The organism is Chitinophaga sp. ARDCPP14 (genome assembly GCF_051362515.1).
Classification (GTDB): Bacteria; Bacteroidota; Bacteroidia; order Chitinophagales; family Chitinophagaceae; genus Chitinophaga.
This window is the reverse complement of sequence record NZ_JBKIXB010000015.1, coordinates 139,549-154,584: the sequence shown is the minus strand read 5'-3', so window position 1 is coordinate 154,584 and position 15,036 is coordinate 139,549. Positions and strand designations below refer to the sequence as shown.

Annotated in this window: 15 protein-coding genes; 8 read left to right on the top strand and 7 right to left on the bottom strand. The window is 46.0% G+C overall.

What is annotated here, in order from left to right; genetic code table 11:
- Positions 1–362: 362 nt before the first annotated feature.
- The gene (alaS, locus tag ACLHR0_RS29765) at positions 363–2,984 is read right to left on the bottom strand and encodes an alanine--tRNA ligase (protein ID WP_436491463.1); all 2,622 of its coding nucleotides are present in this window, start codon (positions 2,982–2,984) and stop codon (positions 363–365) included.
- Between the two features lie 351 nt (positions 2,985–3,335).
- Between alaS and ACLHR0_RS29760 the strand changes: the two genes are divergently transcribed.
- The 3 genes from ACLHR0_RS29760 (at position 3,336) to ACLHR0_RS29750 (ending at position 5,468) form a co-directional block, all read left to right on the top strand.
- Positions 3,336–4,307 carry a M23 family metallopeptidase gene (locus tag ACLHR0_RS29760; RefSeq protein WP_436491462.1) on the top strand — a complete coding sequence of 324 codons (972 nt, stop codon included), beginning with the start codon at positions 3,336–3,338 and terminating at the stop codon, positions 4,305–4,307.
- A 137-nt stretch (positions 4,308–4,444) separates the two neighbouring features.
- Positions 4,445–4,963, top strand: coding sequence for a MerR family transcriptional regulator (locus ACLHR0_RS29755; RefSeq protein ID WP_370909193.1), 519 nt, complete (start codon positions 4,445–4,447; stop codon positions 4,961–4,963).
- A gap of 10 nt (positions 4,964–4,973) precedes the next feature.
- A complete protein-coding gene (locus ACLHR0_RS29750) occupies positions 4,974–5,468 on the top strand; it encodes a thioredoxin domain-containing protein (RefSeq protein WP_079469869.1) in 495 nt (164 codons plus the stop codon).
- A gap of 214 nt (positions 5,469–5,682) precedes the next feature.
- On the opposite strand, the gene ACLHR0_RS29745 is transcribed toward ACLHR0_RS29750, so the two are convergent.
- The gene (locus ACLHR0_RS29745; RefSeq protein ID WP_436491461.1) at positions 5,683–6,789 is read right to left on the bottom strand and encodes a mechanosensitive ion channel family protein; all 1,107 of its coding nucleotides are present in this window, start codon (positions 6,787–6,789) and stop codon (positions 5,683–5,685) included.
- A gap of 8 nt (positions 6,790–6,797) precedes the next feature.
- The gene (locus tag ACLHR0_RS29740; protein WP_436491460.1) at positions 6,798–7,943 is read right to left on the bottom strand and encodes an amidohydrolase family protein; all 1,146 of its coding nucleotides are present in this window, start codon (positions 7,941–7,943) and stop codon (positions 6,798–6,800) included.
- Between the two features lie 97 nt (positions 7,944–8,040).
- Here ACLHR0_RS29740 and prfA point away from each other — a divergent pair, with 97 nt between their 5' ends.
- The 3 genes from prfA (at position 8,041) to ACLHR0_RS29725 (ending at position 10,773) form a co-directional block, all read left to right on the top strand.
- Positions 8,041–9,105: a peptide chain release factor 1 gene (gene prfA / locus ACLHR0_RS29735; protein ID WP_079469866.1), complete on the top strand. Its 1,065-nt coding sequence runs from the start codon at positions 8,041–8,043 to the stop codon at positions 9,103–9,105.
- Between the two features lie 169 nt (positions 9,106–9,274).
- Positions 9,275–9,868: a hypothetical protein gene (locus tag ACLHR0_RS29730; protein ID WP_370909197.1), complete on the top strand. Its 594-nt coding sequence runs from the start codon at positions 9,275–9,277 to the stop codon at positions 9,866–9,868.
- 299 nt (positions 9,869–10,167) lie between these two features.
- Complete coding sequence (locus ACLHR0_RS29725; RefSeq protein WP_436491459.1) at positions 10,168–10,773, top strand: OmpA family protein; 606 nt, start codon at positions 10,168–10,170, stop codon at positions 10,771–10,773.
- Between the two features lie 70 nt (positions 10,774–10,843).
- On the opposite strand, the gene ACLHR0_RS29720 is transcribed toward ACLHR0_RS29725, so the two are convergent.
- The 4 genes from ACLHR0_RS29720 to ACLHR0_RS29705 form a co-directional block, all read right to left on the bottom strand.
- On the bottom strand, positions 10,844–11,236 hold the full coding sequence (locus tag ACLHR0_RS29720; protein WP_436491458.1) for a VanZ family protein: 393 nt from the start codon (positions 11,234–11,236) through the stop codon (positions 10,844–10,846).
- A gap of 117 nt (positions 11,237–11,353) precedes the next feature.
- Positions 11,354–11,734 carry a glycine cleavage system protein GcvH gene (gcvH, locus tag ACLHR0_RS29715; RefSeq protein WP_370909200.1) on the bottom strand — a complete coding sequence of 127 codons (381 nt, stop codon included), beginning with the start codon at positions 11,732–11,734 and terminating at the stop codon, positions 11,354–11,356.
- Between the two features lie 100 nt (positions 11,735–11,834).
- Entirely contained in the window at positions 11,835–12,497 is a 663-nt protein-coding gene (locus ACLHR0_RS29710; protein ID WP_429043807.1) for a peptidylprolyl isomerase, read from the bottom strand.
- Between the two features lie 9 nt (positions 12,498–12,506).
- The gene (locus ACLHR0_RS29705; RefSeq protein WP_429043809.1) at positions 12,507–12,845 is read right to left on the bottom strand and encodes a hypothetical protein; all 339 of its coding nucleotides are present in this window, start codon (positions 12,843–12,845) and stop codon (positions 12,507–12,509) included.
- A 245-nt stretch (positions 12,846–13,090) separates the two neighbouring features.
- On the opposite strand from ACLHR0_RS29705, the gene ACLHR0_RS29700 reads away from it, so the two are divergent.
- On the top strand, positions 13,091–14,092 hold the full coding sequence (locus ACLHR0_RS29700) for an AAA family ATPase (RefSeq protein ID WP_429043811.1): 1,002 nt from the start codon (positions 13,091–13,093) through the stop codon (positions 14,090–14,092).
- Positions 14,093–14,151: 59 nt separating this feature from the next.
- Entirely contained in the window at positions 14,152–15,018 is an 867-nt protein-coding gene (locus tag ACLHR0_RS29695) for a DUF58 domain-containing protein (protein ID WP_429043813.1), read from the top strand.
- Positions 15,019–15,036 lie beyond the last annotated feature (18 nt).

The following is a 15,036-nucleotide window of genomic DNA, read 5'->3' as shown; positions in this document are numbered from 1 at the left end:
CCTTACTTCCGGGATACTTCTCCGATACTTCTGGGATACTTCTCGGATACTTAGGAGTAGCGTATGTGTCGTACTCCCCATACATTCCCCATACATTCCCCATACACTTCCCATACACTCATGATACACTTATCATACACTTCCCATACACTCCCCATACACTATGCCGCCCTGGATAGAATGGTCACGTCCTGAAAAAGGTTTACACTTTAGTTAGATAACCCTGTTTAAAGTTTACAATATAAGTGTTAAATCCTGGAAAAGGTTTACGGTGTTAGTCACGTCCTGGAATAGAAAGGGCTGGCTTAAAAGCCCAATTTGACTTTTTAGCCAGCCCTCATTTTTATGCTGTGAGCATTATTTTAAGTTGTGAGCAGTTTTTTTACCGCAGCAATCACCTGGTCCAGTTTGTCTGTTTCCTGTCCGCCTGCTGTAGCAAAGGTTTTCTGGCCACCGCCGCCGCCTTTTATCAGCGGAGCAATGTGTTCTTTAATGATCTTTGGCGCTTCCCATCCTTTGGATGCCACCAGTTTCTCATCTATACTGAGCGCCACGCTGGCTTTTCCGCCAATATTGGCAATAAACAGCAGTACATGATCCGGGATATCGTTTTTCAGTTGGAAAGAAAGCTGTTTCAGTCCCTCCGCGTTGCTTACATTCACCACTTGTCCGAGGAAGTTAACTCCATTGATGTTTTCCGCCTGGTGGCGTATAGTGGCTGCCATTGCCCGTACCTTTTCCTGTTCCAGTGTTTCCAGTTGTTTTTCCAGGGAAGATTTGTCCTGGATCAGGGTTTCTATGGATTTCACCAGTTCTTTCGGATTTTTCAGGGCAGCTTTAATTTCTTTCAGTTGCTGTAACTGCTCGTTAACGAAGGCTTCTGCTTTAGCACCAGTTACTGCTTCCACGCGGCGCACGCCGGCGGCCACAGCTCCTTCGGAAACAAATTTAAACTGGCCTAATTCGCCGGTTGAGCTGATATGTGTACCGCCGCAAAGTTCCACACTATAGGCGGGGTCAATAATTACCACGCGTACGGTATCGCCGTATTTCTCGCCAAAGAGGGCCATCGCACCCAGTTTCAGGGCTTCCTCCTTTGGAAGTTCACGGATCACCACTGGAATGTTTTCACGGATTTTTTCGTTCACAATGGCTTCTATCTGCGCCAGTTCCTCGTCGGTTACTTTGGCGAAGTGGGAGAAGTCGAAGCGCAGGGCATCCGCATTTACCAGCGAACCTTTCTGTGCCACGTGTGTACCCAAAACCTGCCGCAGTGCAGCGTGCAGTAAGTGGGTAGCCGAGTGATGACGCTCTGTATTGTGGCGTTTATCTTTAGCTACGGCGGCCTTTACGGTTGCAGTTGGCTGTGCCGGCAGCTTATCCGCGAAATGTATGGTGAGGTTGTTTTCTTTTTTGGTATCGGTTACATGAATTACCTCATCGCCGAAGTGCAGGGTACCGGTATCACCTACCTGTCCGCCACTTTCAGCGTAGAAGGGTGTTTGGCCCAGTACCAGCTGGAACTGCTCTTTACCTTTTGCTTTCACGGTCCGGTACTTCAGCAGTTTGGTGGTGCTTTTCAGTTGTTCGTAACCTACGAAAACGGAGTTAGGCGTTTCGTCGAGTACTACCCAATCGCCCATATCCAATTCTGTGGCGGCGCGGGAGCGGTCTTTCTGTTGTTTCATGGCGGCATCGAAGCCCTCTTTGTCAACAGTGAAGCCATTTTCGGAGGCAATCAGGCTGGTAAGGTCATAAGGGAAGCCGTAGGTGTCGTATAATTCGAAAGCTGTTTGACCATCTACTGTTTTGGTGGTGGCGTTTTTGATATAGTCTTCGATCCGGCGGATACCACTTTCCAGGGTGCGCAGGAAGTTGTTTTCTTCTTCAAACACTACTTTCTTCACGAAGTCCGCCTGTTGTTGCAGTTCAGGGAACACATGTGAAAACTGTGCCGCCAGTACGGGTACCAGGTCGTGCAGCAGGGGTTTTTTCACATCGAGGAAAGAGAAGTAGTAACGTACCGCCCTGCGGAGAATACGACGGATCACGTAGCCTGCGCCGGTATTGGATGGCAGCTGTCCGTCGGCGATGGTAAAGGAAATTGCGCGGATGTGATCTGCGATTACGCGGAAGGCTACATCTTTCTTATCATCAGTGCCAGCGTATTTTTTACCGGTAAGTCCTTCCGTGGTGTGGATGGTGCCCATGAACAGGTCGGTGTCATAGTTGGAGGTTTTATCCTGCAATACTCTGACGAGGCGTTCCAGGCCCATGCCTGTATCTACGTGTTGGGCAGGCAGTGGCTCCAGGGATTTATCTTTCAGGCGGTTGAACTGCATGAATACGTTGTTCCATATTTCAATCACCTGTGGATGGTCGGCATTTACGAGGGTTTTACCGTCTACCAGGTTTTTCTCTGCTGCAGGGCGGCAATCTACGTGGATTTCCGAGCAGGGGCCGCATGGACCGGTATCGCCCATCTCCCAGAAATTATCTTTTTTATTACCCAACAGGATACGGTCTTCCGCGATATGTTCTTTCCAGAAGTCGTAGGCTTCCTGGTCTTTTGGCAGGTTTTCTTTTTCATCTCCCTGGAAAACAGTCACATAGAGTTTGTCTTTAGGGATTTTATATACTTCTGTGAGCAGCTCCCAACTCCAGGCAATGGCTTCTTTTTTAAAGTAGTCGCCAAAGCTCCAGTTACCGAGCATTTCAAACATGGTATGGTGGTAAGTATCAATACCCACTTCTTCCAGGTCGTTGTGCTTGCCGCTTACCCGCAGGCACTTTTGCGTATCTACCACCCTTTTATTGGGAGGAACCCTGTTACCCAGGAAGTAATCCTTGAACTGGTTCATGCCCGCGTTGGTGAACATCAGGGTAGGGTCGTTTTTAATAACGATGGGGGCAGATGGGACAATCTGGTGCCCTTTTGACGCAAAAAAGTCCAGGAATTGCTGTCTTATTTCAGATGCTGTCATAAATATTGATACGAATTAATATGTATTTTATATCTTATAAGCCATAACCGGTTAGGGGCTTGTAGCTGTATTTCAAGTCCTTATGAAGTAGTTAGAAAATTGACAATCAAAAGGTTGATGTTTTAATCTAATTACAGTAGGTTTGTGCGCCTTATTTTCCCGCCGTGTTAAAGGGAGTGCAAAAATATCGAAACCTGTATGATTATGCAAAACAGGTTGTGTTACCCGGCAAAAATAGTTTAGTGGGAAAAGAAATGCCAATGATTACCCATCCATAAGTTTGTGCCTCGTGAAATAAATCGGCTGTCATAGCGTTCACTGCACTATGGCGCATAAAGTACACCCTGGTGCATGAAGAAGGTTAAATATTTTTATAATACCCAAACATTAAAATACGAGAAGCTCGTGGTTTCCCTGCGGGTAAAAATCCTGAGAATACTGGGGTTTGTGTCTGCGGCTATCGTGACCGGGGCTATTTTTCTTTCCGTGGCATACCGGCTGGTAGACTCCCCAAAGGAGAAATCACTTCGCCGCGACCTGGAAGGTATGAAAGAAAAATATGATGCGTTGCAGGGCCGGATGAGGGAAGTAAAGGGAAAACTGGCGGAGCTGGAAGACCGTGACAATGAAATTTACCGGGTGATATTTGAAGCCTCTCCTATTCCGGATAGCACCCGTATGGGTAAAGTAAAGCGGGAAGAAGAAGCCGCCCAGCTGCAATCCTTTGCCAGCAGCGAGATTATCGCCTCCACGGCTGTACTTCTGAAAGAACTCAATAACCGCGTAAAAGCGCAGGAAGCATCTTACAATGAAATTGATAAGATGGTGAAGAACAAACAGCAGATGCTGGCCTCTATCCCTGCCATCCAGCCGGTTTCCAATAAAGACCTTAAACATATTGCCTCCGGTTTCGGGTACCGGATCGATCCTATTTATAAGACCATGAAATACCACGCGGGGCTCGACTTTGCAGCACCCAGCGGCACTCCCATCTATGCTACCGGCGACGGTGTGATTGAAGAGGCCAGCCTGAGCGATGTGGGATACGGCAACCACGTGATTGTACGACATGGATATGGCTATAAAACCCTGTACGGACACATGCTCCGTATGAAAGTGAAGGCCGGCCAGGCGGTAAAACGCGGTGATGTATTAGGCTGGGTAGGCAGCACCGGTAAATCTACCGGACCGCACTGCCACTACGAAGTCATTAAAAACGGAGACAAGGTGGACCCCGTGTATTTCTTCTTTAATGATCTTACCCCGGAACAGTTTGACCGCATGCTCAAAATGGCCAGGTCAGGGAACCAGTCGTTTGACTAAAGTTATAGTTTTTAGCCAGTTGCGGGCTTTCCGTAACTTGTCTAAACCCAAAAAATGAGGTGGGAATGTTACAAGCTACAAGCTAAAAGCTTAACTTCATCTTGTAAAAGATATTTGTCACCTCGTTTTTTACTACGATGCACCAGCTAGACCTTTTTTCGACATCTGGAGTACCGCATCCCACAGAAGCTGCGGTAACAAGACCAGTTAAAGTAAAAGCAAAGGCCAGCAGCAAGAAAGCTGCCGTAGCAACCACCATACCTGGGAAAAAACGGGGGCGTAAATCATTGAAAGAGTTATCGGAGGACCCGGATCTGATTATGGAATTGGATAAATTGGTATTGGAGAAACAGTATTATTCTATCAGTGAGGTTGCAGCCATGTTTAAGGTGAATACGTCGCTGATACGTTATTGGGAAAATGAGTTTGATATACTGCAACCCAAAAAGAACCGGAAAGGCGACCGCCTTTTCCGGCAGGAAGATATTCACCACCTTAAATTAATCTACCATTTACTGCGGGAAAGAAAATATACAATTGAAGGAGCCAAGCAAAAACTGAAAGAAGATCATAAGCTGGCTGCCCGTAATTTTGAAATGGTACAGGCTTTGCTAAAGGTACGTGGTTTCTTAACGGAACTGAAAGATCAATTATAAAAACAACATTATGCGATTGAAAACATTACTACTGGGTGGTGGCCTGTTATTCTCATCCCTGGCATGGGCACAGAACGAAACAGTACTGAAGGGCAAGATAGATATGAAAACACTGATGAATGACACCTCCGCAACGTGGTTCTACAAAGGTGTAAACAGCTACCAGCCTAACGATAATATGCTGAACTATATTAAAACCAACCGCGCTAACTTCAACATGGTAGTGGTGATGGGCACCTGGGACAATACCAGCCGCGAAGTAGTACCAGCCCTGTATAAAGTAATGATCACCGGCGGCAGCCCCGACGAACAGATCGTAATGTTTGCAGCAGATAAGAAACTGCAGACAGATGCTCCGGTAGATTATAAAGTAAAGAAATTACCTACTATCATCGTATTCAAAGACGGTAAAGAAGAAGGCCGCATCGTAGGTGCGCCCAAAGAATCCATAGAAGCCGACATTTCCCGCATCCTGCTGAGCAGCACGAAGAAGGAAAAGGAATAGCGGATTTTGTCTTGGCTCAGGATTACGCTGATTTTACTGATTAGCTGGATTTTTACTTTTGGATTTTATAAAAGATTAAGGGAGATAGAAGCGGATATTCGCTTTTATCTCCCTTAATTATTTTAAGAAAATCAAGAAATCTAAAAAAATCCAACAGTAAAAATCCAGCTAATCAGTAAAATCAGCGTAATCCTGAGCCAAGACAAAATCCGCACTACTCCGCCCGCAGGTCGCTCAGGGTAACCGTTGTGGAGGTAGTAGGCAACTTGAGCTCACGGGCCTCCATCAGTTTTATCACACCAAGGTTCACTGTTTCCCTCAAAGCATTATACTGGGTGCCATCAATAATGTACGTGTTGAAAATGATCTGGATCACGTAGGTATCTTTGGTGAAATCATTCAGGTTTACCACCGGGTTTTCCAGTACGTTGGGATTGTTGTTCAGCATTTGCCGCACGTCTTGTAAAAACAACAGCAGGGTGTCTGCTGGTGTGTCTGTACCCAGTTCCAGCTTTAAGGCTACCCGTTGCTGGGTACGCAGCGAAAGGTTATCCAGGATACTGTCTACCATTTTTTTGTTGGGGACGGTGACAAAAGTCTTTTCCAGTGTGCGGATACGCGTGCTGCGCAAGCCAATTTTTTCTACAGTGCCCTGCCAGGAATCCACTTTAACGTTATCGCCTACACGGAATGGTTTATCAAAGAAGATAATAAAGGAGCCAATCAGGTTTTCTATACTTTCTTTTGCTGCCAATGCGAGGGCAGCAGCACCTATTCCCAAACCGGCGATGATCTTCTCTACCAGGCCGGGACCAAAAAGGATACGGATGAAGGCAATGGCGCCCATGATAAATATAATGGCCTTGAAAAAATCCCGGAAGAAAATAATGAACTGGTTATCGGTTTTATCTTCTGTGAGATCGGCTTTCTTTTCCAGTACCAGTGCGATGAAATCGATCAGCCGCAGCATGATCCAGATAATACTCATACTCAACGCCAGGCTCAGTAAGGTATTGGTAACATCGTGCAGCGTTGCCTTGTTATAAACATGAACATTGAGAACCTGCGGAAATGTAAAGCGGTCGATCGTCAGCATGAAGGTGATCAGCAGGAAGAAATATTCCAGCGGACGTAGCAACAGGCTGATAAAGTCTTTTTCTTCAATTTGCGGCGACCAGTGCCGGACCAGCCTGAACAGGATGGTGGCCAGTCCCTTTGAAATATACCGTTTGATAATAAACACAAACAGTAAAACACCGATCAAAATCAGGTAATCCTGTACGGGGTTGTCTAAAATTACTTTGTTCAAAAATTCGTTCATAGTTATAGCTAAATGATTCTGCTGGTTTCCTGGTTAATCAATATTACACCCGGTTTACTGCCAGTGGTAAAACTGCCATAGGTGTTTTGTATGCCCAGGGCGTTTGCGCCGTTAAATGTAGCCCATTGGAGTATTTCTTCCAACGGAATTTCCGGAAAATGTAGGCGGATGGTTTTTATTTCTTCCCAAATAGACAGGCGGTGATTGGATGCGAGGCTGTCGGTACCAAGGGTGATGTTGCATTGCTGCTGCCGGAATTGTTGGATATCCGGTAAGCGGTTTTCGATGTACAGGTTCGCCTGCGGGCAAAAGCACCACCAGGTTTCCACGGGTTGCTGTTGTGTAAACCGGATATCGGCTTCAGAGGTAAAGGTGTTGTGCACCAGCAGGATTTTATTCCGGGAGAAATAGGGAAGATAAGCTTCCAGGCTGTTGGTGCCGGTTGGTTGGAATCCGCTGATATCCATTCCGAAGTGCTGGTAAAAAGAAAGGAACTCCCCTGTTTTGTGCTGATACAATTCATTTTCAGCCGGTGTTTCCTGGTTGTGGATACATACGGGCGCATTGTCCGGTGTGCCGGCCAGTAATGAAAACAGCGCATTGCTAACCGAATAGGGGGCGTGCGGCACAATGGAGCAGCTGTGATACGGGCCGTTGATTGCCCGGAATGATGCCAATACTTCCATACTATACTGATAACGGCTACCGGCGCCCGCAGGTGCTACACCCATGCATTCCACGAAAGTATGGTAGTACATCCTGCCCTGTTGTTTCTTTACGAGGGTGGCGGCACTGTTGCAGATATCGCCTACAGCCGAAATGCCGCTTTCCCACATTTCCTGCTCGGCCCTGTCTATAATGGCGTCATAATCGCCGGGGGCCTGGTTCCTGGTTTGCATCACCTGGGTGAGGAAGGCAGGCAGACCGGTTTTTTCCGGAATCACCCCTTTCATATGGGATAATTCCAGGTGACAATGGGTATTTATGAATCCCGGACAAAGAATTCCGTCCAGTTCCCTGACGCCGGGGCCGGCATCGGATTCGGCTACAATGCCCGTCACTACGCCATCTTCAGTGAGTGTCAATACTTTCCCGGGACCCAGCAGATGCGTACCGTTAAATATATCTTTTCCCTTTAATTTGATCTGTTTCAATTACCTGCTGTTTAATTAAGTTAATGGTGTTAATTTTGCAACCCGATTGGCAGTATCATTTCCGGTTGGAAAGGGTACTCAAAAGTCAAATATAATTATGATAGACAAACTGGAAGCTATAAAAGGTCGTTTCGAGCAGGTATCGATGGCGCTTACCAACCCGGCGGTTGTTAGTGATAACAAGAAGTTTGGTCAGCTCAGCAAGGAATACCGGCAGTTGGAAAAGATCGTGAAGGCATATGATGCCTACCGTAAATTGCTGGACAATATTGCGTTTAACAAAGAAGTACTGGACAGTGGCGACGATGAGATGCGCGAACTGGCTAAAGCCGAAACGGAAGAATTGCAGGAGCAGAAAACAGCCCTGGAAGCAGAGATCCGTAACCTGCTGATACCAAAAGATCCCCAGGATGAAAAGAATGCCATCCTTGAAATCCGTGCCGGTACCGGCGGTGACGAGGCAAGTCTTTTTGCGGGAGACCTGTTCCGCATGTATCTCCGTTTTTGTGAGCTCAAAGGCTGGACCACCAGTTTGCTAAGTGAAAATGCCGGATCTGCAGGTGGTTATAAGGAAATAGTAATGGAAGTAAATGGAGATGATGTATATGGTACCCTGAAATTTGAATCAGGCGTACACCGGGTGCAACGCGTACCGGCTACGGAAGCTTCGGGCCGCGTACATACGTCGGCGGCTACTGTAGCTGTATTGCCGGAAGCTGAAGAGGTGGATGTGGATGTAAGGGAAGCAGATATTAAAATGGATACCTTCCGTTCCTCCGGTGCGGGTGGTCAGCACGTAAATAAAACTGAATCGGCGGTGAGGTTAACGCATATCCCCACCGGTGTGGTAGTGGAGTGCCAGGAAGGACGCAGCCAGCACTCTAACCGTGAAATTGCTATGAAGATGTTACGTACCCGTATATACGAAGCGGCGGTGCGTAAGCATGAAGATGCCATTGCCTCTCAGCGTAAAAGCCTTGTATCTACCGGCGACCGGTCTGCTAAAATACGTACCTATAACTATCCGCAGGGACGTGTAACGGATCACCGTATTGGTATGACCGTATATAATATGGACGCCTTTATGAATGGCGATATTAAAGATATGATAGATGCCCTTCAATTTGCAGAAAACGCAGAAAAGCTGAAGCAGGGCAGTTAATGATCACCGGTTTTAAATTTGTGGAAAGTGACGGGTGTTTCCCTGCTGTTATCTTTCCACAAATTTCCTCCGGGTTAAGTCGTAATCACACAAAATATCCTACATTTAGTTAGCGGTCACAAGCCGTAGCACTAAGGAAAACCTTTTTCTTCCCCTAAATCATCATCAAATGTTAGAGCAATTAATGGACCTCGTCCGCGAAAATGCCCAGGGTACTGTGGTAAACAATCCTGCTATTCCTAACGAACAGAATGAAGCCGTAATAGGCGCAGCCACTTCTTCCATTGCAACGGGTTTGCAACAGGAACTGGCCAGTGGTAACACAGAAGGCGTGTTATCTTTACTGGGTGGCGCCGGCAGCGATACTTCCGCCGCTAATCCCGTAGTAGGAAATATCTCCAACAATTTTATCGGAACACTCCTGGAGAAATTCCACCTGGATAAAGGTACAGCTACACAACTGGCGGCTACCCTGATCCCAACTGTATTAGGCTCCCTGGTAAATAAAACAAAGGATCCCAACAATAGCAGCTTCAGCCTGGATGGTATCCTGAACTCACTTACCGGTGGTTCTGCACAGGGACTTAACCTGAACGGTATACTGGGCGGGCTTTCCGGCGGTTTGGATAAAAACGGCGACGGACAGGTGAACCTGGATGATTTAAAGAGCCTGTTATCAAATGGCGCCCAACAGCAGCAACAGCAACAACAGGCCGGCGAAGGCGGCGGTATCGGCGGATTATTAAAAAATCTGCTTGGATAATCTTTTTACCACTTTGCTTGTTATATAGTCGTACACGTTACATTTTACATGCCCAATTATTGTTATGTGATTTATGCCTGCAATTTTTTTATTGCTTATTTAATTCTACTTATCAATATGTTGTGACTGTTAAATCAAGTTGGCAAACTATTTGCATACAGGATTTCAATTAGTTTTGTCAACGGAATTAATGCTAAAAACCCTTCATGTCTAAATTTATTATGATGAAAAAAATCAATGTTCTGGTAGCCTTGGTCTTGTCTGCAACCATGTTGTTCAGTTGTAAAACCTGGCAGGGCATGGACAATACTAAAAAAGGTGCTGCAATTGGTGTTGGTGGCGGAGCTGCCGCTGGTGCTGTAATTGGTAAAGTAGCCGGTAATACTGCATTAGGAGCTATTATTGGTGCTGCATTAGGCGGTGCTGGTGGTGCTTTGATCGGTAAAAAAATGGATAAACAGGCGCAGGAAATAAAAACGGAAGTACCAAATGCAACCGTAGAGCGTGTGGGTGAAGGTATCAACGTAACATTTGATGCAGGTGTATTATTTGGTTTTGATAAGTCTAACCTGTCTGCCGTAGCACAGGACAATATCAAACAACTGGCTGTTATCCTGAACAAGTATCCTGACACTTATGTACGTGTGGAAGGTCATACCGACGACAAGGGTACAGATGAGTACAACATGGGTTTATCTGAAAGAAGAACCAAGAGTGTAATGTCTTATCTGGAAGCACAGGGTATTGCTAAGAGCCGTATACAGGGATTCTGGTATGGTGAATCACAGCCTAAAGTGCCAAATGATTCAGACGCTAACCGCGCTACCAACCGTCGTTGTGAGTTCTCTATCTTCGCAAATGATAAGATGAAAAATGACGCGAAGAAAGAAGCTGGTCAACAGTAATAAAAAACATTAAGAATACTTATTTCTCATAAGCAGATATACATTCCCCCCTGGTTACAGGGGGGATTTTTTATTTATCAGCGTTTTTGAAGAACAGGGATCTGACAATTTTAAATACCCATACGCCGGCGATAGCACCCAGGGTGTCGGCCAGCACGTCAAACATATCAAAGCTGCGGCCAATAGCCCAGTACTCCTGGATAAATTCTATAGCAAGGCCATACCCTGCAGCACAAATCACCAGCAATACAAGGGTGCCCGCAGAGACGTGTTTTTTTTGCCAGTAGATGCCGAGGCTCAGGAATAAAACAATGCCTCCGAACAGGCCGAAGTGAACGAATTTGTCAAAATGGATTTTATCAAAAAATGAGTTGGAGGGAATGTCCTTCCCTGGCAGGGTACACAAAACCAGGATCAGGATGATCCATAGAATAGCTGGCGTATAATATCTCAGGAGTTTCATGATCCTTTTTTAATTAATGAACGGGTTATAGTACTACCAGTAAAAAGGACAACAGGCTGACCGTTCAATAACGTAGCCTGTTGTCCTTTCTTATATAAAAGATTATTTTGGTCGGAATTATTCCCCTACCAGCGCCTGGTAAGCAGCAGCATCCAGCAGTGCTTCCACATCAGCCGGGTTGTTAACAGTTACTTTCACCATCCAGCCTTCCCCATAAGGATCCTGGTTTACCAGTTCCGGAGAAGCCTCCAGTGCAGGATTCACTTCACTAACGGTACCGGCAACAGGCATAAACAGATCAGATACTGTTTTTACTGCTTCCACTGTACCAAAAACTTCTTCGGCGTTCACTGGCTTGCTCAATGAATTGATATCAACGAAAACTATATCGCCTAATTCGCGTTGTGCAAATTCAGTTATACCGATGGTAGCTACGTTACCTTCTAATAAAATCCATTCGTGATCCTTTGTGTAACGCAGATTTGACGGAAAATTCATATCAAGTTTGATTTTGAGCCGTAAAAATACAGAAACTATTATGATTTTGACGGGAAGCTATCTTAAATTTTGACTTTCTCCGGACATGGTATTTTTTTATTTAGAAGATCAGCCATTTCTTTATGACACGGATCTTCACAGGTACGTCCTGCAATGGTCTGTCGTGGCTGTCGGTTTTTAGTGCGGCGATTTTATCGATCACGTCCATGCCTTTAATTACCTGGCCAAACACCGTATAGTTTTGATCGAGGTGTGGGCTGCCGCCTTCCGTTTTATATACCTGCCGCTGATCTGTTGGGATTTTGCGGCCTTTGAGCCTTGTTTGCTCCAGCTTATCCAGTTGCTCATCGGTAAATACCTTGCCCTGCACGATGTAAAACTGGCATCCGGAAGAAGCCTTATCGGGACGGTCGTCCCGGGCTGCTCCCAGTGCGCCTTTGCGGTGGAATAAGTCCAGCTGGAACTCAGGTGGTATGGTATACCCCACATCGCCGTTGCCCAATGTATCGCCCGCATGGGCGTGTTTGGAATCCGGATCGCCGCCCTGGATCATAAAGGTCTGGATAACCCGGTGAAACAGCGTGCTGTCGTAAAAGTGCCGTCTGGCCAGCCTGATGAAATTATCCCGGTGTTTCGGGGTTTGATCATATAACCGGATGATCATGGTACCATAAGGGGTGGTTACTTTTACTTTCCGGTCTTTGGCAGTTGCCAGGTTAACAATCAGCAAAAACAGGGTACCCAGCAGTAGCAGTTTCTTCATAAAAGTGTATTAGGCTTCTTCGTGACCGGTAAAGTAAGCAATTACATGTTCTTTCAGAAAGGTTTCCTGTTCCATCATTTCCATTTTCGGAACGGGTTGTAACTCTTTGAAATGCGGCCATCCGTCTTCGTCGTAGCCATCCAGCTCAAAGTAGCCGCTCTGGCTCAGCAGCGTACATACTGCCACATGCATCAGATCCTGCTTCTGTTCTTTGGTATATTTCTTCTTTAAATTATTTATTTCATTTACGCCGATAAGGAAAAGAATGGCTTCCATATTGGGCTTTTTACCAAATCTTTCGGTAAGCATATCTTCTACCGGTTTCCAGCGCTTCTCAAAATCTTCCATATTACTGTTGCTTTTAAATTGTTGGCTTTTTGCCAGACGCTTATTCCCCGCAAAGGTACGTTATAGGGAAAAATATTATATAAATATGCAGGGCTTTATTAATTTAGGCAGCGTCATAGAATGATTATTTGCCGGAAATGAGCCATAGTGGCAAGTTTAACAGCATTTTAACGGCCCATTCACATAGTGATAAGTTTTATTTGACCAGAGAATGTTTATTTTAGCACACCTGAAAAATTATTAGCATGGAAAATACATCGTCCGACATCCGGCAACTGAATGAGAAGATTCACCAGGCAAGCGCCTTCGTGGACCTGCTCACAATGGAGTTAGGTAAAGTAATTGTTGGCCAGCGTTATATGGTGGAGAGACTGCTCATCGGTTTGCTGGCCCAGGGCCACGTACTGCTGGAAGGCGTACCCGGTCTGGCAAAAACATTGTCTATCAAGTCCCTGTCGTCCGCTATCAACGCGAAATTCAGCCGTATCCAGTTTACGCCTGACCTGTTGCCTGCGGATGTGATAGGTACCATGATCTATAACCAGCAAAAGAATGAATTTGTAGTACGCAGAGGCCCCATCTTCGCCAACTTTATCCTGGCGGATGAAATCAACCGTGCCCCGGCAAAAGTACAGAGCGCCCTGCTGGAAGCCATGCAGGAAAGACAGATCACCATCGGCGATACTACCTTCAAACTGGACGAGCCCTTCCTGGTACTGGCTACCCAGAACCCGATTGAGCAGGAAGGTACTTACACCCTGCCCGAAGCACAGGTAGACCGTTTCATGCTCAAAGTGGTGATTGGCTATCCTACCAAGGAAGAAGAAAAACAGATCATCCGTCAAAACCTGAACCCGGAACTCTCGGCTCCCATCCGTCCCATTATCCAGCCTTCCGATATCCTCGAAGCGCGTAAACTGGTAAGGGAAGTGTATATGGATGAGAAGATCGAAAAATATATCCTCGATATCGTTTTTGCCACCCGTAATCCGGAAGAATATAAACTCAATAAACTGAAACCGCTCATCGCATACGGCGGTTCGCCAAGAGCCAGCATCAACCTGGCCTGGGCTGCCAAAGCCTACGCTTTCATGAAGCGTCGCGGCTATGTGATCCCGGAAGATGTACGTAATATATGCTTCGACGTTATGCGTCACCGCGTAGGTTTAACCTATGAAGCAGAAGCAGAAAACGTTACCAGCGAAAATATCCTGAGTGAAATACTGAACGCAGTAGAAGTACCATAGCAGCCAAAAGCTGCCGGACCGGGCATTTATTCGTAATTCACAACTCAAAATTTTTCCCATTGGATACGGCTGAAATATTAAAAAAGGTAAGGCAGATAGAGATTAAGACGAAAGGGCTTACCAACCATATATTTGCGGGGGAATACCATAGCGCCTTCAAAGGCCGGGGTATGTCGTTCAGCGAAGTAAGGGACTATCAGTTTGGTGATGATGTGAGATCTATCGACTGGAATGTAACAGCACGGTTCAACCATCCTTTCGTAAAGGTTTTTGAAGAAGAAAGAGAACTTACCGTGATGCTGCTGGTGGATATGAGCGAAAGCTCTTCCTTCGGCACCAAAAAGCAGGACAAACGTGACCTGATCACGGAACTGTGCGCTGTACTCGCTTTTTCTGCCATCAAAAATAATGATAAGGTGGGCGTTATCTTTTTCAGCGATGGGATGGAGAAATATATCCCTCCTAAAAAAGGTAAATCACATATTCTTTTCATCATCCGTGAACTACTATCATTTACGCCTAAACGAAAAGGAACTAACATAAAAGAAACCCTGCGTTTCTTTAACAATGCTACCAAAAAACGCAGCATCGTTTTTATGCTAAGCGATTTCTTATCCGGAAATTACCAGGACGCACTGAACATCGCCGCAAAACGGCATGATGTAGTAGGGGTGCAGGTATATGACCAGCGGGATAAAGACCTGCCACCGGTAGGACTGATCCAGGTAGCAGACGCTGAAACGGGCGCTACGCAATGGGTTGATACCAACGACCGCCGCGTACGCCAGTATTATGAGCAGCAATTCCTGCAGCATTCACAATATTGCAAAAATGCGTTTATGAAAAGTGGCGCAGAATTAGTGAGCGTACGTACCGACGAGGACTATGTGAAAGCGTTACAAACATTTTTCCTGAACAGGGCATAAGATTTAAAGGAGAGCAAA